General features: G+C 57.9%; 18 protein-coding genes and 1 pseudogene. 7 read left to right on the top strand and 12 right to left on the bottom strand.

Annotated elements, in window-relative coordinates; all coding sequences use genetic code 11:
- Positions 1-1,072 precede the first annotated feature (1,072 nt).
- The 5 genes and pseudogenes from G8O24_RS13320 to G8O24_RS46345 form a co-directional block, all read right to left on the bottom strand.
- Positions 1,073-1,690 carry a PEP-CTERM sorting domain-containing protein gene (locus tag G8O24_RS13320; RefSeq protein WP_188099892.1) on the bottom strand — a complete coding sequence of 206 codons (618 nt, stop codon included), beginning with the start codon at positions 1,688-1,690 and terminating at the stop codon, positions 1,073-1,075.
- A gap of 310 nt (positions 1,691-2,000) precedes the next feature.
- The gene (locus tag G8O24_RS13315; RefSeq protein WP_188099890.1) at positions 2,001-2,231 is read right to left on the bottom strand and encodes a hypothetical protein; all 231 of its coding nucleotides are present in this window, start codon (positions 2,229-2,231) and stop codon (positions 2,001-2,003) included.
- Positions 2,232-2,548: 317 nt separating this feature from the next.
- Entirely contained in the window at positions 2,549-3,487 is a 939-nt protein-coding gene (locus G8O24_RS13310) for a PEP-CTERM sorting domain-containing protein (protein WP_188099888.1), read from the bottom strand.
- A gap of 317 nt (positions 3,488-3,804) precedes the next feature.
- Entirely contained in the window at positions 3,805-4,464 is a 660-nt protein-coding gene (locus G8O24_RS13305) for a DUF642 domain-containing protein (RefSeq protein WP_188099886.1), read from the bottom strand.
- Between the two features lie 373 nt (positions 4,465-4,837).
- Positions 4,838-4,945: pseudogene (locus G8O24_RS46345) on the bottom strand (PEPxxWA-CTERM sorting domain-containing protein); the annotation flags it as partial.
- A gap of 1,511 nt (positions 4,946-6,456) precedes the next feature.
- Between G8O24_RS46345 and G8O24_RS13295 the strand changes: the two are divergent.
- On the top strand, positions 6,457-7,695 hold the full coding sequence (locus G8O24_RS13295; RefSeq protein ID WP_188099882.1) for a glycosyltransferase family 4 protein: 1,239 nt from the start codon (positions 6,457-6,459) through the stop codon (positions 7,693-7,695).
- A gap of 71 nt (positions 7,696-7,766) precedes the next feature.
- On the opposite strand, the gene G8O24_RS13290 is transcribed toward G8O24_RS13295, so the two are convergent.
- Complete coding sequence (locus G8O24_RS13290; protein WP_188099880.1) at positions 7,767-8,456, bottom strand: metallophosphoesterase; 690 nt, start codon at positions 8,454-8,456, stop codon at positions 7,767-7,769.
- An 88-nt stretch (positions 8,457-8,544) separates the two neighbouring features.
- On the bottom strand, positions 8,545-9,378 hold the full coding sequence (xrt, locus tag G8O24_RS13285; RefSeq protein WP_188099878.1) for an exosortase: 834 nt from the start codon (positions 9,376-9,378) through the stop codon (positions 8,545-8,547).
- 58 nt (positions 9,379-9,436) lie between these two features.
- Between xrt and G8O24_RS46340 the strand changes: the two genes are divergently transcribed.
- Complete coding sequence (locus G8O24_RS46340; protein WP_188099871.1) at positions 9,437-9,877, top strand: hypothetical protein; 441 nt, start codon at positions 9,437-9,439, stop codon at positions 9,875-9,877.
- On the opposite strand, the gene G8O24_RS13275 is transcribed toward G8O24_RS46340, so the two are convergent.
- The gene (locus G8O24_RS13275) at positions 9,820-10,725 is read right to left on the bottom strand and encodes a SurA N-terminal domain-containing protein (RefSeq protein WP_188099869.1); all 906 of its coding nucleotides are present in this window, start codon (positions 10,723-10,725) and stop codon (positions 9,820-9,822) included. The two genes, G8O24_RS46340 and G8O24_RS13275, sit on opposite strands and share 58 nt — an antisense overlap.
- 226 nt (positions 10,726-10,951) lie before the next feature.
- Between G8O24_RS13275 and epsI the strand changes: the two genes are divergently transcribed.
- Complete coding sequence (gene epsI / locus G8O24_RS13270) at positions 10,952-11,650, top strand: exosortase-associated protein EpsI, V-type (protein ID WP_188099867.1); 699 nt, start codon at positions 10,952-10,954, stop codon at positions 11,648-11,650.
- Between the two features lie 22 nt (positions 11,651-11,672).
- Complete coding sequence (locus G8O24_RS13265) at positions 11,673-12,419, top strand: trypsin-like peptidase domain-containing protein (protein WP_244645840.1); 747 nt, start codon at positions 11,673-11,675, stop codon at positions 12,417-12,419.
- A 33-nt stretch (positions 12,420-12,452) separates the two neighbouring features.
- Here G8O24_RS13265 and G8O24_RS13260 read toward each other — a convergent pair whose 3' ends face one another.
- Positions 12,453-13,262 carry a CpsD/CapB family tyrosine-protein kinase gene (locus G8O24_RS13260; RefSeq protein ID WP_188099865.1) on the bottom strand — a complete coding sequence of 270 codons (810 nt, stop codon included), beginning with the start codon at positions 13,260-13,262 and terminating at the stop codon, positions 12,453-12,455.
- A gap of 14 nt (positions 13,263-13,276) precedes the next feature.
- Complete coding sequence (locus tag G8O24_RS13255) at positions 13,277-14,635, bottom strand: GumC family protein (protein ID WP_188099864.1); 1,359 nt, start codon at positions 14,633-14,635, stop codon at positions 13,277-13,279.
- A gap of 275 nt (positions 14,636-14,910) precedes the next feature.
- Between G8O24_RS13255 and G8O24_RS13250 the strand changes: the two genes are divergently transcribed.
- The 3 genes from G8O24_RS13250 to G8O24_RS13240 all read left to right on the top strand — a co-directional run bounded on the left by G8O24_RS13250 (position 14,911) and on the right by G8O24_RS13240 (position 17,737).
- A complete protein-coding gene (locus G8O24_RS13250; protein ID WP_188099862.1) occupies positions 14,911-15,747 on the top strand; it encodes an ExeA family protein in 837 nt (278 codons plus the stop codon).
- A 131-nt stretch (positions 15,748-15,878) separates the two neighbouring features.
- The gene (locus G8O24_RS13245) at positions 15,879-16,463 is read left to right on the top strand and encodes a polysaccharide biosynthesis/export family protein (protein ID WP_188099860.1); all 585 of its coding nucleotides are present in this window, start codon (positions 15,879-15,881) and stop codon (positions 16,461-16,463) included.
- A 38-nt stretch (positions 16,464-16,501) separates the two neighbouring features.
- Positions 16,502-17,737 (top strand): hypothetical protein, encoded by a 1,236-nt coding sequence (locus tag G8O24_RS13240; protein WP_188099858.1) that lies wholly within the window; start codon positions 16,502-16,504, stop codon positions 17,735-17,737.
- A 63-nt stretch (positions 17,738-17,800) separates the two neighbouring features.
- On the opposite strand, the gene G8O24_RS13235 is transcribed toward G8O24_RS13240, so the two are convergent.
- Positions 17,801-20,092 carry a tetratricopeptide repeat protein gene (locus G8O24_RS13235; RefSeq protein WP_188099856.1) on the bottom strand — a complete coding sequence of 764 codons (2,292 nt, stop codon included), beginning with the start codon at positions 20,090-20,092 and terminating at the stop codon, positions 17,801-17,803.
- A gap of 200 nt (positions 20,093-20,292) precedes the next feature.
- On the bottom strand, positions 20,293-21,448 hold a 1,156-nt coding region (locus G8O24_RS13230; RefSeq protein WP_210324904.1), incomplete at its 5' end, for a WecB/TagA/CpsF family glycosyltransferase.

Raw genomic sequence — 21,448 nt, 5'->3', positions numbered from 1 at the left:
ACAATCTCCCCGCCCGCAAATCAAGTGGACTACATAGCAAAGCTTCATAACAACCGATCGAACCACCGCTCCGGCAATTCCCGAATTGGTCTAATCTAAACTGGCAGGGTTCGATCAAAGCCCTGTGAGACAGCAAGAGGTCGTCGGACGCACTATTCTACAACGACAGACAAGAGGACATTCGACAGCCCCGCCATTGAGTAAGCAAATGCCGTACCAACGGTCAATCAACAGGCGTTCATTCATGCATGAAGGCCAGGGTGCGGCACGGAGAACACTCACGATCAATGGCGCGACCTGCACCAACCATTATGCACAGGCAATATGAACCCTGCATAAACGGCTGCGTTCGATCACGCGATCTCGGCATCGTCGCGGGTGGCGCCACGCTACACTATCTCAACGAGGAATGTGATGCAGCCGGGAGTCCCGCACGACGCGCCACGACTTTAGACTAATCGCTTGCTCCGCGGTTCCAACTGCGACCGCACCTGCAGCGGCTGGCGCACGGACACGCAAGACACATCGGCAGGTTTAGATCGACGCTCCGCAAGCGCGGCAATTGCGCCGAGCGCCGCGCGCTCCGGCCTTACGCGAGCAATCCCACACGAAGGATATGCCCAGAAAGGCAACCGCGACCAAGCCATTGACTCCGAGGCAGCCGGTGTCCGGCAGGCAATTCAGACAGGTCCCGATGATATGCATGGAGGAACTCCCGAGAAGATCCGCGGCCATGCGTCATCGCGTAACATGGTCCAAAGGGCGAAGTGAAGACTCATTTGAAGTCCCGCGAGCGCGGCTTCTCCTGCCGCGAGGCAAGGCCTCGGATGACATCACCTGCTACAAGGCCACCGGTTCGGGGGCTAGGCTCTGCCGATTCAGCCGCGACACGGCGCCACTCCGACGGGGCGAACCTTCAGATTCCTCTGGCCGCGCGACGGCACAACAATTCTGATGGACAGAAAATACACATGGCCCAGACGGCGCAGCTCGGACGCAGCGCTCTCGGAGGTCCATCAAAAGCGCCGAGTTGGCCTGGAAAATAGAGCGGGCGGTAGCTTCGATATGAGATCTAGAGTTCTTGGCTAAATCGCAGAGGCCGCCTATTTCTCTTGGCGGCGGAGATGCGCAAAGCCGCGATGCCAGTAAAGCCTAAGAGCATCAGCGCCCAAGTCGAAGGTTCTGGCACTCCTCCGACGGCATTGAAGTCGAGGTTGCCAGAATCACCTGGGCAGTAGAGATCGCCTGAGCAAACCGTTGTCGAAGCCCCCGAGCCATTGGGAAGCCAGGTGGAAAAAAAAGCCCCGGGTCCAAAATACAGATTTCCAAAATTTCCCGAGCCGAACGAGAATAGAATCCCAGAACCCGTAAATTTGCCCGCAACTGGATCAAAGACGTTGTCGTAGGAAAAATATGCGTCACCGGGGCCGTTTGGATAGAAGCTAAAACCGGTCACTGGGATCAGTTGCTTGATCGGCCCCCCGGTCCCGGCGGATGCGCTGTTGACCGACAGGACTGCACCGTTGATGCTTAGCAGCGTATTGCCGAGGCTAGTGTCGTAAGTGAACTGCCCCGAGATGTCGTACGCCTTTCCCTTGAAGGTAAATCCTTCGGTCAGGATCGCTGCCTGGGCCGACGACACCACAAGTCCCAACAACAGTCCGGATGAAATCGACTTCAGGAACTTCAACTGCGTTCTCTCCGCAAGGGGCCAACAATTCGGGTCCGGATAGCTTCAGACTGGACGCAAGCGGCCGATTTCCACAGAGGATCGCTCGCTGCGAGGAGCTCTCGCGCGCCGGATGCCATTGAGAAAATCGGGACTCGAACCGGATACTACTGATTCGTAAGCAAGATATAGCTGAATCGCCGAATAATTGCTCGCATCATTTGCGAACAAGGACCCTTCCATCGATCGTCGCCGGCATTGACGCTGCGTCCAGACGGGACCAAGGCGGGCGACGTTCAGTCGGTGTGACTGGCCACGAGCTCAAGCCCGATCAGGACGCCGACCTGAATTTTTCCATGCTCAAGCAGATTGTGGCTGCGAACCGATTCGGGCGGTCTTCCGCAAAATCCGGCATCGACAGTCTGGCGAAATTAGCCAGAGCCTGCGCGGCGGGTGCGACTTCGGCGTTAATTGGCTCTGCCAGCGTCGAATCGCGCTCGACTGCCTCATCGGCCGCGTTGAGCGCGGCGAGCAGCACGCTCGTGATCGAGTCAGGCATCATCACATGTCTCCGCCAAAGGTTCTGCGCCGGAACCTCCCTTATCATCTCGGCCGGCGAGTCGACAGATTGACTGGCGGGTCGCGGAGGATTTCTCCCTGGCGTGACATCTCTGCGTCAGGGCGCGCGACAACATGTAGCAGCGCTGAATGGCCACCTGAGCCTGTCCCAACATAGTTGACAGACGATGCTCGCTTGCCCGCAGAGCCAGACAGCTCGACTTGGCCGACACAGATGGATTGACGCCACGAACTCTCTAAGACCGGTGAAGGATAACAGCACCTTCAGCGAGCAATCTTCGCTGAAGCTGCGTCAAATGATCAGGCGGTCGCTAGCTCACGACGACGGTGATAAGCCAGTGCGCCGACGCCAAGGAAGCCAGCGATCATCATGACCCACGTCGAGGGCTCGGGAACGGCCGCGGTGAAGAACTGCACTTCGCTCAACATGATCCAGGGCTCGTAGCCCAGACCATTGTTGCCCAAGACTGCATTCTCGTAGAAGCCGCTATCGTTATCGATAAAGCACGTGGGATCACACACCTTGCCGGCGTTTGGCCCAACGACGTGATTGTCCCGGTAATTGATACCATCCTGTTGCAGCGCTCCGCGCTCGAGTGTCAGGCTGAACAGAGAACTCGACGACAGCGAACCGAAGCCGGTCAACGTAATCATTGCCGTAAACGGATTGAGAAGCGATTCGCTCATCGTCACCGCGACGGATTTTCCGTCGACGCTCAACAGCACACTCTGCGGCGCGGCGACCAGACCGTTGAGGTTTCCGATTGCGGGGTTGTTGGCCGCAACATAGAGCGAGATCGAACCAACCTTGCTGCCCGGTTGCAGATGGAAGGCGATGGTCGGGTCCTGATATTTCCACCCGACATACTGGGTCGGTAGTCCGTTCAGATACGTGTTGTTCTGAATCGTCCCGGTGGCCCCGGTCACGAGCGAGTAGACCTGAGTTGCAATCGTCCCGTCGGTGAGGATGCCCTTGCCGCCCGTTAGCGGCGCGTCCTTGGGAGCGGCATTGTTCGGGATCGGCTGGTTCGATCCATTTTTGCTGGCGTTCGGGTCGACCGTATGCGTCGTGTTGTTCGTGTAGCTGAAATCGAAATAATTTGCACCGAACGTGTACTGCGTTGCGCCATTGCCGTTATTCATGTCGTAGCTGGTAACGTCCACCAAACCGGCCGAAGCCGATGAGGAAGCAAGGCACGCCACCAAAAAAGCAGCCAATGAAAAACGACGGGACAGCATTTCCAATTCTCCGGACAATCCTGCGATTTAAGCCAGGACCATTTAAGGTAGTATTATCCTTGATTTGACGGGTTGTCGTCAATCAACGGCTGTCGCCTTTATCGGAAAAATCACGGAACTGTGCGTGGTACAGTTAACATCGGCGGATCTGCCGCTTCGCGGAGGCTGCGCAAGCTTAGACATTTCGAGCCGATATTGGTTCAATCGATCCCGCGCCGCACGCAATATTGCAAGTTCACATGCACGGCTGGAACTCGACCATAAGTCGGCCCCATAAACGAAAAGCCGCCTCGCGGCGGCTTTTCTCAAGGCCGATCTCAGACGGCCCGGAAGGAAAAATCTGATCTTCGCCGGTATCCTGCAAAGCCGAGCCCGAAGAAGCCCAAGATCATCATCATCCAGGTTGCGGGCTCGGGAACGGCAGAGACATTGACGCTGTCCAGCAGTATGCCGCCGTTACAGCAATCATCGATCTGCGAGAACGACAGCGTTGTCGATGTGGAAGTTGCAGTAAAAACGCCTGAGAACTGCGTCCAGTTCAGATTGCTGGTCGTAGCCCCGTAATGTTGAATTGTCGTCGACAAACTGCCGGCGGCAACAGATGCGCGATCAGGATTTGGTGATCCGCCAGGATTGTTGCTGTACGAAAAGGTCAATGCATATCTCTGACCGATCACCGTCGCGAACGATTGCGCGATCGTTCCGGCGGTATTGCCGTTCAGATCGAGGTAATAGGGCTGGCTAACCGGTGGCGCAGGCCATCCGCCGGCCTGTTGAACCAGATCGACGTTGCCCCGGGTGATCTGCCAGGCACTATCAAAGCTGGTGCCGCCGTAATGAGGGTCACTATTTGCCGGTCCGTAGTTGGTGTAGAAGCCGAAAGGAATCGGATTGATCGTTGGATTGTCAAACCCGCCATCAACAAGCAGATTTGCATGAGCTACGCCGGCACCCAAGGTGGAGGCGGCGACGACCAAGGCGATATTCCGAACTGAGCAAATTAACCGCATGTAGCCTCCCTATATGATTTTTCAGTATTCAATTAAATAAATCTAAGCTCTGCATAAAATATTGTCAACTGATCAAAACCTAAGCGCGCAAAGTACCCAAGCGTGTGGACGGCTCGCCGGTTTTGACCCATTGAGCGACACGAGGGAATGCCCTCAAGGGTTGGTGGCTCCGGCTGGGCTGGTCCGCAGACAAACATGGCTAGGTGCGAAATTCATCTGCCCAAGAAGATAGGATGGGCAAAACGCAGGAGACCGCCCCAAATGGAGCGGCCTCAGCAGTAAGCCAAAAAAGAAAAGCCGCTTTGCAGCGGCTTTTCCAGACCAGATCGGTTGATCGGTATTAGGCCAGACGGAGCGACGATCCGGCACGGCGGCGGTAGGAAACGAAGCCCACACCAACGAAACCAAGGATCATCATCGCCCAAGTGGCGGGCTCCGGAACGGCGGTCACGACGGGGCCCGAGCCGGAACCAGAGTAGTCCTTGGTGACATTGGTCCCGGGGTAGCTACCGGTGAAATCATACTTGAAAGAAGTCGGATACTGGCCCGGAGGCAGGCTGAAGCTTGAGAAAGTGAACGTTTCGATGAACGGCGAACCGTTCTTGTTCACAGTGATCGGCGACGCCGCTGGGCTGATTGCGACTGCGTCGCCATTGCCATCAAGAAAGGTGACAAAGCCCACGTACTTTTCAAGATTCTTCGGGCCTGTATCGTAAGTAAACTTCAACTCCAACGAGAACGTCGGGCTGCCGCCGGCAGCGACTGTAGTCGGCGTGACGGTGAATGAGTCCACAATAACGGACGCGTTGGCCTGGCTGGCCGAGAAGCAAATCAGGCTCGCCGCAGCAATAAACAAAGACTTAAATCGGGTCATTTTCGACAACTCCTCCGACCTGATGGTCCACAATGTCTGGTGAACGAATCCTTAGCCCCCGGCTGAGGGCAACGCAATATCAAACTTCAAATAAATTCGATGATTCTTTTGGCAGAATAAAGCCAACATTTAATCAATCATTGATCGCGGAGGTACATCGACCCTCAAATTCCCCTGTGTTTTTCGCCTAATAAGGCGCGCCCCCGGCACGAGCGCTTGGATTAACCAAACACGAAATTAAATGAAAAACTGTTATTGCACTGCATTCACGCGCCCGCCCACCCCGACGGAAAATCGCACGCAAGAAGGCCTCTCAGCAAAGCCCGGACGATGATTCGTCTGCATATTTGCCAGCGCCCCAGACCCCGATGGAGGAGGATCACCTAATCCCGCGTATGACGGCCGCCCTCCCTTCTAGTGGTCCGCCCCGCGCCAGGCATCGAAACAATATGTAGCCGACCCGGAGCGTGGTTGAGAGCAGAGAGGATTTGTCTGCCCGGAAGGACGTCACGGCCAAATCTGCTTCAGGCCAGCGTCAACGAAGCACCAAGCAGGACGAGGGTGCAGAGACTAACGCCGCAAGACCGCAGGTCCCGCGGCAGTACGGATGCGGCCGCGACCAAACAGAACCACCCCGCTACCCCCGCAACCAGAGACAGCAGGAGCACTAACAAGTCGAGCAAGAGAGCCAGAAGATCGATATTCACGCCTATCGGACTCGCTCCTCCGAACAAGGACTTGTCCTCCCCGTGAACTGCTGCGCCCCCGCGGCGGAATGATGCCATCACTCTCTTTGTTGGGCGGGACCGCTATCCCAACGGTGCGCGCGCTACGCCACAGCCGGAAGTTAGCGTCTTGCTTAACGCGAGCGCGGCCAAGACTTCGACGAAAAACACGAGCGGGGGATTAACGCCAAACCGATTATGAGGATCAGAGACACCTTCTTCCGTTGAACACTGAGCCAGGTGCGGGATATCGATTGATGCGTATTAGCCTTGGCTTTCAGAAGCGCTTGACCACTGGAAAAACTGCCCTGCCGTCAAACGAATCGGCACGACGACGAAAGCGAGCCCGAGATCGAACCGATGAAGATTGCCTATCTGGTTAATCAGTATCCCGCCGTCAGCCACAGCTTCATTCGCAGGGAAATTCTCGCGCTCGAACGGCAAGGTCATGAGGTGCAGCGGATATCAATTCGGGGAAACGGCGCCGATCACCTCGGCCAGGAAGACCGATCGGAAGCAAAGCGCACACGCTTCGTTCTCGACAGCGGGATCAAGCGCCTCCTTTTGGCTTTCCTCAGGATGCTGGCGACACGGCCGGCCGCCTTGGTGAAGGCTCTAGCCCTAGTGTGGAAACTGGGACGACGCGCAGAGCGCCCGCTGCCGGTTCACTTCATCTATCTCCTCGAGGCATGCCTCATTTATCGGTGGATCAAGGATGACAAGGCTGAGCATCTTCATGCCCACTTTGGGACAAACTCCGCCGAAGTCGCCATGCTGGTGCACGTCTTGGGGGGACCGCCCTGGAGCTTCACTGCCCACGGCCCCGAGGAGTTCGACAAGGCTCAGTTCATCGCCCTGCCGGAGAAGATCCGTCGTGCCAGCTTCGTGGTCGCGATCAGCTCCTTCGGACGCAGTCAGCTGTTCCGGCAGGTCTCTCACGATCAATGGCCCAAGATCAGGATCGTCAGGTGCGGCCTGGAGCCTTCATTTTATGAAGGAAAGGACGGCTTACCCCTCGGCGCAGCTCCACGACTTGTTTGCGTCGGCCGACTTTGCGATCAGAAAGGACAATTGTTGCTGCTCGAGGCCGCAACAAAACTCAGGGATGCAGGAATCGAATTTGAGCTCGTTCTCGCAGGGGATGGCGAGATGCGCAATGAACTCGAAAGACTGATCGACACACGCGAATTGCGACCGGTGGTAAGGATAACCGGTTGGATCACGAGTTCTCAAGTGAGAGAGGAAATCCTGGCTTCCCGGGCGTTGATCTTGCCGAGCTTTGCCGAAGGGCTTCCCGTCGTCATCATGGAAGCGATGGCGCTGCGACGCCCAGTGATCAGTACATTCGTTGCTGGCATCCCTGAGTTGGTCGAGCCTGGCGAGCACGGCTGGCTCGTATCCGCCGGCGACGTGGATGGTCTGGCGGCTGCGATGCGCGCCTGCCTGGAGTGTCCGGACGAGGCCCTTTCGGCCATGGGCAAGAAGGCTCAAGAGAAAGTGCTTCGATTCCACGATATCGACCAAGAGGCCGCGCATCTGGCCGAGCTTTTCCAATCGGTCCGAGAGACATCCGAGCGTGGCAGATCTAGACAGCCTTGAGGACTTCGTCGAACGGGTCGTGCCGGCCCCGATCGAAGACATGCGCGCGGTTGGCCGTCCGGCGTCCCAGTCTAGCCCGCGCTGGAATTTCCGCGGACTTCCAGAAACTCGACCGCCCCGCCTGCCTTGTCGTCGCAAAAAACCCCGACGACGAGGCGACCCGTTCTCCAAGCCATGACGTCCAGATTAGTCCTACCTTTGCAGACAACTGGGCCCTGCTCATTGGCATGGTGCCCGTGAACGACATGACGCATGCCATGCCCCAAACTGGAGCCCTTTGGATACCGCTTCCAGAGCAGCGTCCGCTCGTTTTGCTGATTGAGCGGTAGCCTCGGATCCACGCCGGCATGGACGAATATGCGGTGCGGGTCGGCATATATGGTTGGAAGCTTGCCGATCCACTGCAGATGGCGCTCGGGAATGAGTGTCCGAAGTGCCTCCCCCATGCGAAGCCCGCCATAGGATGCCAGGGTCGCATCCCCGCCATTCTCAAGCCACCAATCCGTCTCGACGAGATTGTTGCACGCCTCCCACATCATCGCCTCGTGGTTCCCTTTCAAGGCGATGAGCCGCAGGCTCGGAAACGGCCACGTCGTCAGGAGTTCGACGATCTCTCGGCTATTGGGCCCCCGATCGACATAATCACCGAGGGCGACAACGCACGCATCCCTGCCGGCCGCATGTTCCAATATCTCCCGCAACGCCCGCTCCAGCAGATCAAGACGACCGTGAAGATCAGGAATGGCGTAGGTCAGGCCCATGCTCAGAGACAGTCCCAGCACGACGGGTTTGCGGCCCGAGTTGAGGCGACCTCACCTGCTCTCTTGCTTCGAAACCACGTGAGATTCGTCACGCTGCTGCGGTAGCGTTTCGCGGCCTCGTGATCAATTTTCCCAGGATCCCGAGAATCCCGTCGAAGGAGAACAGCAGCACGATCGCCACCACGAACAGGCTGATGCCGGTGAGATCGTGAACGACGCCCTCGATGAGATCGGGCCCGCCGTAATAGGCCATCAAGACCAACGCAAAGACGCGGATGAAATTTGCCAGGATCGTAATCGGTACGATCGCTATGAGCAGCAAAAGGCTGCGCAGCTTCTCGGTCCGACGGAACGCGTAGACGTAAAACACGCCGATCGCGGAGAGGGCGAAAATTGAATTCATTCCGGAGCATGCGTCCTTGACCAGGAGCTGATAGGAGCCGATCATGATCATGACGCCGTTCTGGGCGACCGGAAAACCGGCGGCGTAAAGCACCCGCGTCACCGTATCCGAGATAAACACCTTCAGCGGCACCGTCATCGAGTCGACGAGCCAGTCGGGCATCGGCACGGCAAAGATCAAGAAGCCAAGTGGAAAAGCCAGGCTCCTGAGCATCGGCCATCCGGCAGAGATGAGGATCGATCCGACGATCACTGGAAGGATGGAGGCCATCTCCACGGTAAGCAGCCCCTGCTGGAGGCGCGACAAGTACAACAGCGTAAGCCCGAGCAACAAAGCGGCCCATCCGGCAATCGGCGCCGGCGCGATGTCTACGCGCTTCAATCGGTCCCGAGACTGCCAGATCAGCCAAAGCGCGGCAGCGATGATCAGAGGGCCGTGCCCCTCCTGCTCGGTTTGCCAGGGTCCATTGATCAGCCCCCGGATCGTCGGCGCATAGGCCCCGAGGATGGCGACTCCCACCAGGAGCGGCCCTAAAAGGGATGCAGATAGACCTGATCCGAACGATTTACGGATATGGATGTCAGTCATCGTCAGAGGCTCTTTGAGGGTCCTAATCCCTTATTCGCCGAAAAATTTAGCATTCCGGTCCGGATTCAACAATCGGCTATCGTCTCAGAACCAGCGCCGCGAAAGCGATGCCTGCGACAATCAGGGCCGCCCCAAAGTAAAAATGGCCGGCATTCCCCACCTGATTGGCAACGGCGAACGCGACCCCAGCCACCGAAAAATAGGCAAGCGTCTTGATTTCGCGATCCGAGAACTGAAAAAACGCAATCACCAAGCCCACGAAACTGGTAACTGTCACAACGTCGAAGAAGGTTGCCATAGCGGTGCACTAAAAGAAATGAAAGCCTTTGGTGGAAGGCCGCTCGAACTGGCCAACAGCGACCAGGCTTCGCCCTACTTCATCAAGTCTGCGTATTCGCCCTCATACTTCGCCTCCAGCTTCGCCGAATAGGCGGCCATGCCGAGTTCGGCGGCGAGGGCGTCTGCACGCAGCGCCTGTCGCGCCACATTCAGTGCGTCTTCCCCTGCGAGGGGCCTGACTTCCTCGCTCCGCACCTTGAAATAAAGGCCGTTCGAACCGGCTCGCGTGAAGAAGATGTCGTCGTCCTTTCGTCTCTGGATCAACCCCACAAGATCCTCCGAAAGATCATTGCTCGCCAGGACGCCGAGCTGGCGCCCATGCGGGATCCCGCCCTCCGTCAGCTGCCTTTGCACCTCGTCGAGCGATCTGGCATCCTTGTTCGCGTTGACGAAGCCCTGTGTTGCCGCCGACAACGGGATGATGATTTCGTCCACACTGAATAGTTTTCGGTCGGCGAACTTCCACGTGTTCTTCGCAATGTAGCGGTCGAGGTCGGCCCGGGTGGCTGCTTTGGCGTTGGCCGCTCGGTTGAGCATTGCACCACCGAGAACCTGCTCGCGCACTCGCAAGAGATCCAGAAGGACGCCCGGTTCGCGGTCGAGCTTGGCCGCCATCGCCTGCTGCAGCAGGTATTTCCGAACGACAATATCTCCCAGCACTCGCTTCACCACCTCCGGATCTTTCTGCTTGTCCGGCACAATACCAGCGAGCCTGAACTCGTTTTCGAGCTCCTGCGTCGTGATGACCTCGTTGCCGACACGGGCAACGACCTGCCCTTTCGCCACCGGCGCATTGTCCGCGCTTTTCTGTCCACAAGCGCCAAGGGCCAGCCCGGAGGCGGCCAAGAACAAGACGAGACGAGCAAAGCGTAAATCGCGAAGCCTTTTCACCCGACGCTCCGTTTCTTTCAATTTCAGCAAATAAGGATGGACGAGCAAGCGAGGAGCCTGTTGGTCCCTAAGTCTACCAACATCAGTAATGGGCTAGGGCGCAGCCGTCGAGGCGGTCGATGACGCCTCGTCGAGAATCCGGCGTTTAGCTTAATCCGAGAATTCGCCCTTGAGGCGAAGGCGTGACACTTTTGTGAGGGAATTCAGCGGCATCAGCCCTTTATCCAACGCGCGGGAACGGGTAACAATCCGGCTGCCGTAATGGGAGCCGCACATGAAGTCCAGCCGGGTTGGAGTTGTTCTCGCCTCGATCGCCATCGCCGGTACCGCGATAGCGGCAGAGGTCTTCGCGCCTCATCAATTGATGGCCCGCACGGCCGCATCCCAAAGCCTGGAAACGGTCATTCCGAAGCAGTTCGGCGCCTGGAAGCTCGTGCCCGAGATCAGCCCAGTCAAGCCTGTCGATCCTGAAGCGTATGTCGAATCGCCAGATCCTCTGTCAGCGAAGGTCTACAGCCAGGAGGTGGCGCGGGGCTACACTGATGGCCAAGGCCATATCGTCATGTTTCTGGTCGCATACGGCCCGGTCCAGAACTACAAGCTGAAAGCCCATCGGCCGGAGATCTGCTATACAGCGAACGGCTTCCGCGTCTCCGAGAAGAGCAGCGGGGCGCTCGACGTTTCCAACAACTCGCTGAAGATTACAAGGCTGATCGCGGAACGCGAATCTCGCTATGAACCCATCACTTATTGGATGAAGGTCGGCAACGATATCTCCAACGGAGTGGTCGACAATCAGCTGAGCCGCCTGAAATACGGGTTGCAGGGCATCATTCCCGATGGCGCCCTGATCAGAGTGTCGACCATTGGACTGGCCAAGGACGCCTCCTTCAAGCTGCAGGATCAATTCATCCGCGAACTGCTCGCGGCACTGCCGCCGCAAGAACAGGGATTTTTCCTGGGAAAGTCCTGATCGCACCTCTGATGGGGGCAGCTTGACGGACATGGCGGACGGACGCGAAACTAGGGAGCGACGTGTCAATCATCGCAGGACGGCCAAGACCTCTGTCCGCACCGGCCTGTGCGCGGCCTTGCTTCTGGTGGCGACCGACGGGATCGCCACGGCTCAAACGGCGGAAGACACCCTGCTCGCCTATGCGGTGAATATTCACCAGACTCCCATGCAGACGTGGGGCCCAGGCTACGGAATCTACCTTGGCAAAGGCTATTTTCTGACGGCAGCGCATGTTGCCGGGCGCACGTGGGTTACGCGACCAAAAGTGGCGATCTCGGGGGAAGAGTTTCCCACCCGCGTCGTCAAGGAAGGCCAGCTCGAGGCGACCGATCTGACATTGCTTGCCGTCAATGAAGCGCTCTTGCCTATGCGGCTAAGGCTCAGGCGCATGCGCCTGTGCGATGCTTTGCCGCGGCCGGGCGAGGAAGTTGTCACGGTTGTGCCTGAAGCCGTCGTTCGCTCGCGCATCATCGCCCCAGAACGCATTCCCGTCGGGGCACGAAGATTCAACACCGCAATTGCGGATGTGGCCAAGACGGGCAACTCCGGATCCGGCGTCTTCGACGTTAAGCAGAGGTGCCTGCTCGGCATCATGAGCCGCAAGATCAGCCAGAAGCGGACGAACCCGATAACCCGAAAGGAAGAAACGCAGGATATCGCGAAGTACTTCGTTCCTGCATCCGAGATTGCGGCATTCTTGCCACCGGGAACGATCGACCAGCGGTAAACTTGCGGACCGCCGGCGATCAATCTCAACGAGCTAATAGTAGCCGTAGTAGGTATCGACAGCCTCTGACACCTTGTTGACGACGACCCGTACAACCGGGACCCGATCGAGATGCTTCTGGCACTCCTTGATGTCAGCAACGGACGAATTGCCAACGCCGGTGACGAGCAGAACCGCATCCATACGAGGCAGGATGGAGATCACATCGTCGCCCAGCAGCATCGGCGGTAAGTCAAAGATGACCGTATGAGAACGAAACTCCCGCTTCGTTGCCTGAAGCAACGCCGTCATGGTCTGTGAGGCCATCCACTCGGACGACCCGGACGTTGGCGCCGAGCCAGGCAGCACGAATAAATGGTTCGGCCCGACTCCTGCCTTGATGACCGCCGACGAAATCGGCACCTGCCCGTCGAGCACGCTCAGAACACCGCCGCTGCGGGGCAACCCGAGATAGTTCGCGACCATCGGCTTGCGCAAATCGAGATCCACGATGAGCGCCGACCGTTCGGGAAGCCTTGCAATGCTCATCGCGAGATTGCACGCGGTCACCGTTTTCCCGCACCCTGCAGTGGGCGACGTGACAGCCAGAAACTGCCAATTCTTCTTGTCCATCTCTTGCAGCACCTGGGTGCGCAGCATGTCGTAGTAGCGTCCACTTTCGCTACCGGTCGCGAAAGCCACGATGCGATTGGCCTCGAGGTGATCTGCATCGAGCCGGACTTCTCGTACAGAGACTGGCTCCTTGTGCCCCCCAGCGAGCGGCTTCGATCCGCCGATAAACTCCTGCTGGGCGGGACTTTCGCCGGAGCGCGCCAGCTCCACGGCCTGCTTGATCGAGTCCATGGAAACCTCTCGGATTAACGGAACAGTCCTGCCCGCGCCTTCGCGAGCATGAGATCGAGCGGTGGCATGAAGAAGTAGGCGCCTCCAAGCAAGGCGGCCACGAGCAAAACCACGATCACGACAGCGGCAATGCGGCGACGCTTCTGGCGGCGCAGCTCAGCCTTCGTTGCAATATAGGGCACCGGAACGATGAGCCTGTTGTCGACGATCGCAAACAAATCGCTGCTGCGCCGGATCGCCTTGTCAGTCAGCTCGAGGACAAAGGTCAGGCCTGCGCCGGCTGCAAAGGCGAGAGCCAGGGTGAGGGCCAGAAGCTTTGGACGATGCGGCTTGATCGGCTCCTGCGGCGCGGTCGGCTGTTCGATGACCTCGAGCTTCTCGGACTGCTGATCCTTTTCGAGGTTCTCGCCCAGCCGCGCGGCCATCAACTTGGCCGTGGCGGTTTCGAGATTTTTCTGCAAGCTCTCCTGCTGAGCGACAAGAGCGTCGAGGCTCGCTGCCGCCGCGGCATCATTTCCGTTCGTAGTTTGAGCCGGCCCCTGAGCTACGCTTTCCATCGCCTGAATTTGACGCTTCAGCGACTGAATCATCGGATGCTTGTCGGAATAAAGCGCGCTCTTCTGAATCAATTCAGCCTTTAGTTGAGCAAGCGTGCTCGTCGGCTGGTCCTGGCCGGATGTCGTTGTCGCCGGTTTACCCTGCGCGATGCGAAGCTGAGCGATCTTGGCATCCAGCGCCGCATTCTCCGTCTGCAATCGCTGAACTTCGCGGGACAAGAAGCGCGACGTGTCCGTCGCGCGGCTCGTCCGATCTCGCAGGTCTTCGTTGAGAATTCGAGTCATCAGCTCGTTGGCAACACGAGCTGCAACTGCAGGGTCACCATACTCAAATCCGACCGAGAACACGATCGTCGGATTTTCTGTCCTCGTCCGCTGCTTGAAATCCAGAATCGGATCGACCGGCGTGATCTTGGTCGATTTCTTCATCAACTCGACCAGCTCCGTCACCGACATGAGCGTGCGCTTTTCGGGAAAAAGCTGGAACTTGTCGGCAATCGCGATGAGGTTGTCCCGCGTCATCGTGCGCTGTTGGATCACCTGGATGCGCTCCTGCGCCGCGCTGGTGACAGTGGGCCGCACAAGTTCGGTCGGGATTTGCTGCGACTGGACGAGGATCTTGCCTTCAGAAAGATAGGTGGGAGGCCAGATCAACACCGCGCCGGTTCCTACCAGGGCGATCAAAATGAAAGGCACGACAAAGAACGGCCAGCGCCGTTTGATGATATCTAGATAGTAGGACGGCTGCAGCAGATGAGACCGGTCCTGCTCGACCTGGCCGTCGAAATTATCTTCAAAATCAATCTTTTGCAGCATGCGTTTTCTGAAACCCGGTTGGTGCGACCTGCAAAGTACGAAAACGGAATCTTGTAACTTCAGTCAGCCTGCAATCGGTCTTTCAAATGATTTTAGCATCGAAATTGCATAGAGGCTCATTAATTATTGCGCCGCGAGAAGGATTTGAATTGTCAGCCTTAATGACGATCGTGAGTCGTTCTTTAGGCAATTTCGTTCAATACTCGACTCCGCCGGTAGCTGGCTTTCAGAGGGTTGAGCTATAAGGCGGCCAAGGCAGGCTAGAGAACGGCAGGATGTACGAGGCATATTATCAGCTGCGCGAGAAGCCCTTCTCGATTCTGCCCGATCCCGACCTGATCTATTGGGGCAAGATGCACTCAATGGCGTTCACGATGCTGGAGTTTGGCATCATGAACAATGCCGGGTTTACCGTCATCACCGGTGAGATCGGCTCCGGCAAGACGACCCTTGTGCGGCACCTCCTCAAGAAGCTCAGCCCGACCTTGACGCTAGGCCTGATCTCGAGCTCGCCGCAGGGGCGCGAAGAGCTGCTTCAGTGGATTTTGATGGCATTGGGGCAGCCCTTTGACGGGAATTATCCGCATCTTTTCAAGAACTTACAGGACTTCCTTCACGGCCAATACGCGACCGGCCGACGGACCGTTCTAATTATCGACGAAGCACAGAATCTCGAACCCGAGGCCCTCGAGCATTTGAGGATGCTGTCCAATATCAACGCGGATAAGTTCCAGGTCCTGCAGCTCATCCTTGTCGGGCAGCCCCAGTTGCGGGATCTGCTCTTGCTGCCCAAGCTGCATCAGTTCGCGCAGCGAATTTCGTCCGACTTTCATCTGCGGCCGCTGGATAGCCGAGAAGTTGCCAACTATATCACCTTTCGCCTTCAGGCTGTGGGCGCTCCTCGCCCACTTTTCACGCAGGAGGCTTGTACACTGATCGGGGCTGCCAGCGGCGGGATTCCGCGAATGATCAACGTTCTCTGCGACACCGCGCTCGTATACGGATTCGCCAACAACCAGAAGGTCATCAGCGACCAACTGGTCCGCGACGTTATTGCAGACAAGCAACAGTACAGCATTTTTCCCGTCAAGCAGCTCTCCCGGGTTCCTTAACAGGCCCGAACCCTTTAATTTCCCAATGTTGCCCGCAGCTTCGGGCATGTCTTAGCTCGAGTCGCTCAGCAAAGATTGGGATTTAGAACATTACTTCGCGCATCTGCGCCCTTCGCGAAGAGGAAAGAAATATGCGGACGATTCTGCTGGCAATATTGATGGCTATTTTCGCGACGTCTGCCTTTTCACAGACGCTCAAGCCGGGCGACACCCTGTCAATCACCGTGTTGCAGGATCCAAAGCTTGACCGCACCGTGGTGGTTGATCCGCTGGGCGAGATTGCCTTTCCGCTGGCTGGGCATCTCCGGGCTCGGGGGCTGACCCCTCAGGCACTGGAAAACGTTCTGAAGAACAAGCTGAAGCCGAACTACAAGGACGATGCGCTGGATGTGACCGTTGCACTGGCCAATGCCCCCAAGGACGTCCCTGAAGAGGATCTGAAGCCGAAGATTTTCGTGACGGGCGAAGTTTTGAGGCCTGGCCCTTATGTCGTCCGGCAGCCAACCACGCTGATGCAAGCGATCTCGCTTGCCGGCGGCCTCGGGCCTTACGCTGCGAAGAAGCGGATTCAGGTACGTCGGCGGGCCCCCGGCGGCGACGAGACGATCTACGTGTTCAACTACAGGGCTTATGAGGCCGGCGCCGATCTCGAGGGCAATATCGTCCTGAGAGCAGGCGACGTGATCATGGTCCCGGAACGAGGGTTCTTCGACTAAGACGCAAGCTTTAAGTGCACCCGGGGGCGGGACCAACCGTGAAGAGGATTGCGATTGCGGTCTCGATATTGCTCGGGCTTGCCCCGACGGCCGCATTTGCGTGGGACTGGTCGCTCAAGACCTCCGAAAGCGAGTCGGTTGAGCTCAACAGCAACCAGTTCTTGAGATCCTCTCCTGCTGGATCGCTGGGATCGTACTCGACGATAACGGGGACGGCCGAGGCGCTTACACCGACATCCAAGCTCACTTTGGATGGCGATGGTTCTTACAGAAAGTATTGGGGGCCTGGTGCCGATGGAGTACCTGAGTCTCTTTCTTACGGAGCGAAGGCGCACTACGAGCAGTTCGAGAAGAACAGATTCGATCGTGAATTTGTCGAAGCCGCGTGGAGACAGCAGAGCACATCGCTAGCATTGTTGAATGACCTCGGCGTCGTCTCTCCTGCTACGGGCTTCCTAGATCGTGTCACCGCGACCGGCGGGATCGATCGCGCGCTGAACGCACGCGATACGGTTAGCCTGTTTGCCACATCGACTCGCACCTACTACGAACCATCGAGTGGCGGAACCGCCTTTACCGATACGCTCGCACATGGCTCCTGGCGGCACGGCGTCAGTTCGACGACCGGAGTTAGCCTGTCGTCCGAAGCCGAAGTGCTCGCCTACGACAACGCGTTCAGCACCCAGGTCACCATCTATCGCAATCAGGTCGGCGTGGACACCGCCCTGTCGTCGTTGCTGTCCTTCCGGGGCAATATTGGTGCGGCTTATCTGGTCACCGATCGCGGCGTTTCAACGTCCGCAATCGGTGGCGTTAGCTCAAACACACCGATTGGAAGCACCGCACTCGATTGGATTGGCGACGCCATCCTGACGTACAAGTTCATGAAGACGGCGACGCTATCGGTCATCGCGAGCCAGTCGGTCGGCCCCAGCGTCGTTGGCTCGCTGATCAAACGCGACAGCATCACCGCGACTGTGAACTATCTGATCAATAGCCGAGAGAACTTCTCAATTTCGGCAAACGGCAACCGGCAGATCGCTGGGGCAACCACTGACTACGCCTCGGTCTCAGCAACCTACGGATACAATCCGATACGCGATGTATCGTTGCAATTCACTTACCGCTACCAGCACCGCTTCGCGAGCAGCGGAACGACGATCTTCGATCCGGTCACCGGAACGCCCACCGTCTCAGGAACCGGGCCGGCGGATTCGCACAGCCTGCTTTTCGTTGCCACTCACAACTTCGTCGTGCTTCCACACGGGAACTAGTCTAGCGAACCTCGTGAGTAAAAGAGCATAACGGGCTCGCCGAACAATTGCCCCACTTAGGGTCTACGGTTGGCGCTTGAGGGCGTCCTGAATGCTCTTCTTGAGTTCAGTGCCATCTGGTTCGAGCTTCGCGGCCGCGCCCAGTTCGTCCTTTGCCTTCTGCGCCTGGCCATCCGCGGCGTAAGCCAAGCCGAGGTGATAATGCGCCGCTGCAAGGTTGGGTGATTTGGCCGCTGCAGTTTCAAGCACCGTAATCGCCGACTTGACATCTCCCTGCTTGTAACGCGCCCATCCCACAGTATCCTGAAACTGCGGCACATTCGTCGTCTTCAGACTGTCAGCCAGCGCGGAAGCGCGGTCCAAGCTCTCCTTGTCCGAGCGCGTGTCGAGAAGTAAACTCGCCAGGTTGTTGATCGCGACAAGGGATGCGGCCCGCGGCTGATCCTTCAACATCGCTTCATACTGAGCAATTGCGCCAGCGCTGTTGTTCTTCAGTATCTGCAAGCTGGCCGAGGTCATTCGCAGGTTCATGTTCTGAGGAATTTCCTTCAGCGCCCCCTGCAACACACCTTCGGCTGCGTCATAGTTCTTGACGCGGATATAATAATCCGACAGCGCGCTATACCCCGATGGATCTTTCGGCTGCTGCTTGATCGCATCCTCGAAGCTGGCAATTGCCTCGGCATCCTTTTTCTGCGCCAGTTTCGTCTGACCGAGAACAACTAGAAGCTCCGCATTCCCGGGATAACGTTTGTTCATGTCCAGCAAGAGTGTCACGGCTTCATCGGCACGTTCGGCCCGAATATAGGCCGACGCCAGCGCAACAGCCGGCTGGATCGCTTCCGGCAAAACCTTGTGAGCGTCCTCCAACGCCACAATACTCTCCGCAAACCGCTGCTGGCCCGCATAGGCTGCGGCTTTGATCTGGTCGGCCACAACGCGGCCATCCTTCATAGTTGCGATGGTGTCCGCAACCGCCAGCGCTCCAGGCCAGTTCTGACGGCTGAGCTTGATCTGTGCGAGCGACGAGAGGATCTGCAGATTACCAGGATTGCGATTTGCGACCTCGGTCAGCACGTCGTCGGCTCGTGCCGCATCGTTTTTGCGTTGAAGGAACGCAATGTACCTCAGCGCGACCTCTGGATTGAGATTGGAATTCTTCAAGGCGTCCGCGTACTGGCGGTCGGCGAGTTCGGGCTTGCCGGCCTGTTCGTATGCGAGCGCGAGCGCGAGCAGCAATTCAGGCGACTTTGGTTGGTCGTTAAGTGCTTCGCGCAGATCCGCGATGGCGCTGTCCGTCTGGCCCTTGTCCAGACTGAGCGCAGCGCGAAGACGGAGCCCGCCGGAATTTCTGCGGTCCTTGGCAAGAATTTCGGCGATCAACTGCTCCGCCTTGGCTTGGTCGCCAGCGGCCACCAGCATCTCGGCAAGCCTTACCTGGGTCTTCAGCTTCCGATCGGAATTGTCCTGCTCTGACGCGAGCTTTTGAAGCGACGAGATGCCGTCACTCTGACGATTGGTCACGAAATCCAATTCCGCAAGTGCAAACCTGTAGTCAAACGTATCGCCGCCGGCTTTGATACGCGACTCGAGTTCCGCCCGCGCGGCCTCGGCACCCTTGAATGTATTGAGGAAGCGAACCAAGTCCAACCCGACCGTGCTGTCGGTCGGACTAGCCGCAATCCTTGCGCGCAGTTCCTTCTCGGCATCGTCGTATTTCCGCTCGGCCGTAAGAAGTTGGATCAGCAAAAGACGATGCGTGGGCTCTTTCGGATAGTCAGCGACCAATTGCCGCGACAGTTTCTCGGCGCCGGCCAGATCACCCTTCCGCTTGAGAACCTCGATCCGCAATTGTGCAATACGGACGCGGTCTGCCGCTCGCAGCGAGGCCGGCAGCGCATCGAGCATCTGGATTGCGCCGGCAAAGTCCCCCTCTGCCAGCTTCTTGGAGACCAGCAAACTCACCGCATCGATATCGGCAGGATCGATCTCGTACGCTCGCTGTGCTTCGCGAATTGCGCCCGCCGGATCGCTCATCCTGATCAGAGCCAGCGCCCGGACGGCGTGGAGCCCTGCATTCGGCTTGTCACCTTCGTTGGCGGCATCCAGGATCTTGATCGCGGGCTCGGCCGCCCCGCCCGCCACCATGATTCTGGCGAGCTTCACGCGCGCATCGATGTCGGTGGGATCGAGTTCGACGATTCTACGCAGATCGAGAAAAAGCGAATTGGCCTTGGTGCGCTCATCGATGCCTGCCAGCGCCTTCCAGACTTCGACCTTGTCACTCTTGTATTTGACGGCCTTGAGAAGTTCGAGCCTCGCACCCAGGTCATCGTTCTTGGCAATCAGCGCCATGCCGCTCTCGTAGTACTGCTGGGAGCGCTGCTCAGGCGAACCGCAGCCGGCGAGCAAAGCAGCGACCGAAACGAAGCCTAGGGCCCTCCAGACTGCCGTCCGGCCGAAATTAGGTTCCCAGTGAACGCGAGTTTTCATTTTGGTGTGTCCAGACATCGCAGGCTTGCTTCGCGCGAAGGCGTTCCGACGCAAGTGCAGAATTACCTGTCGGCCAGAAGAAATTCAAACCTGTTTAGCCGGAAAATTCGCCGCAAGCGCGGAGAAACGCCCGCGATGGTCAACGACAAATCGCGCCGTGCAAGCTGTCTTCTGACAGCCATCAACACGCCAAAGAACCGACCATCCATATGCTCGACGCTGGCAAGGTCGATTTTGATGCACTTGTTGTCAATCACTGCCTGACGAACGAAGGGAAGTAAGGAATCGACGTTACCGGCGGTGGCTGCACCGGCAAGTCCGAGTGTCACACCTTCGTCGTTATAGTCCGGATAAACGGCAAATTTGGCCTCTCGCCGGGTCAGTCTGGCCGTGATCGCAAGCGGCAACGCACAGGACCAGAGAATTTGAAACAGCGCCCTGCCATCCTTCCAATAGCGCCGCCAGAGATATGGCTCTTCTTTAATGCGCCAGAGCCACTCGAATCCCGTGCTCCGCAGAAGCGGCGGCGCCCGTCGGATCGTACCGGCTTCAAAATTGATCGTAGCACCGAATTGCGCGCGGATCGGAACCGTCAGGCGATGATGGTTACGCAGGAGCCACGCCTGGGCTTTCTCGGCATTCAAGAACACGGCCAGCAGATCTGCTCCACTCGCGTTGATCTGAGCTATGATCTCGGGCGAACTCAGTTCCTCAACAGATCCGAAGCCTGGATTCAGGACGCCGACGCATTCGAGTCCGCATTTCTCGGCGTTCAATTTCTCGCCAACTCTTTCGGCAAGATCTCCCGTCCCACCGAACAGAAACACGCGCAGCCGCTTGTCCGTCCTGGATTTCAGCCGCCCGAACAGGTCGGAGCCCGCCACTCTCTCGTGAATCGGAACCCGAAGCAGTTTCGCGATCCAGATCAGAGGCATGCCGTCCGCGAGACAGAGGTCGCTCAGCAGCATGCTGTCGCGGAACGCCACGTTCTGGTGGCTTTTGATCAGGAAATTGACATTGGGCGTCGAAATGAGGAACGGCTCGCGTTTCGCAACCGCCGTGTCCATTGCCCGGATCAGCGACCGGAAGTCCACGGCATCAATGGGCAGTCCGAGCAGTCCGTACAGGTCTCTCTTGGCCTCTCGATGATGGGCGCTCTCGTCAGCCATTTGCGGCTCCGAGCGCATGGCGGGGGCGCCGATCGGGCCGAGACGGGCA

Source organism: Bradyrhizobium campsiandrae (assembly GCF_014529705.1).
In the GTDB taxonomy this organism is placed as follows: domain Bacteria; phylum Pseudomonadota; class Alphaproteobacteria; order Rhizobiales; family Xanthobacteraceae; genus Bradyrhizobium; species Bradyrhizobium campsiandrae.
This window is presented reverse-complemented; position numbering and strand designations above follow the sequence as displayed.

Coding starts and splice junctions, on each gene's coding strand:
- G8O24_RS13245 (WP_188099860.1), top strand. CDS start 15,879: ATGCGGACGATTCTGCTGGCAATATTGATGGCTATTTTCGCGACGTCT.
- G8O24_RS13250 (WP_188099862.1), top strand. CDS start 14,911: ATGTACGAGGCATATTATCAGCTGCGCGAGAAGCCCTTCTCGATTCTG.
- G8O24_RS13310 (WP_188099888.1), bottom strand. CDS start 3,487: ATGCTGTCCCGTCGTTTTTCATTGGCTGCTTTTTTGGTGGCGTGCCTT.
- G8O24_RS13255 (WP_188099864.1), bottom strand. CDS start 14,635: ATGCTGCAAAAGATTGATTTTGAAGATAATTTCGACGGCCAGGTCGAG.
- G8O24_RS13260 (WP_188099865.1), bottom strand. CDS start 13,262: ATGGACTCGATCAAGCAGGCCGTGGAGCTGGCGCGCTCCGGCGAAAGT.
- G8O24_RS46340 (WP_188099871.1), top strand. CDS start 9,437: ATGTCAGTCATCGTCAGAGGCTCTTTGAGGGTCCTAATCCCTTATTCG.
- G8O24_RS13315 (WP_188099890.1), bottom strand. CDS start 2,231: ATGATGCCTGACTCGATCACGAGCGTGCTGCTCGCCGCGCTCAACGCG.
- G8O24_RS13295 (WP_188099882.1), top strand. CDS start 6,457: ATGAAGATTGCCTATCTGGTTAATCAGTATCCCGCCGTCAGCCACAGC.
- G8O24_RS13290 (WP_188099880.1), bottom strand. CDS start 8,456: ATGGGCCTGACCTACGCCATTCCTGATCTTCACGGTCGTCTTGATCTG.
- G8O24_RS13235 (WP_188099856.1), bottom strand. CDS start 20,092: ATGGCGCTGATTGCCAAGAACGATGACCTGGGTGCGAGGCTCGAACTT.
- epsI (WP_188099867.1), top strand. CDS start 10,952: ATGAAGTCCAGCCGGGTTGGAGTTGTTCTCGCCTCGATCGCCATCGCC.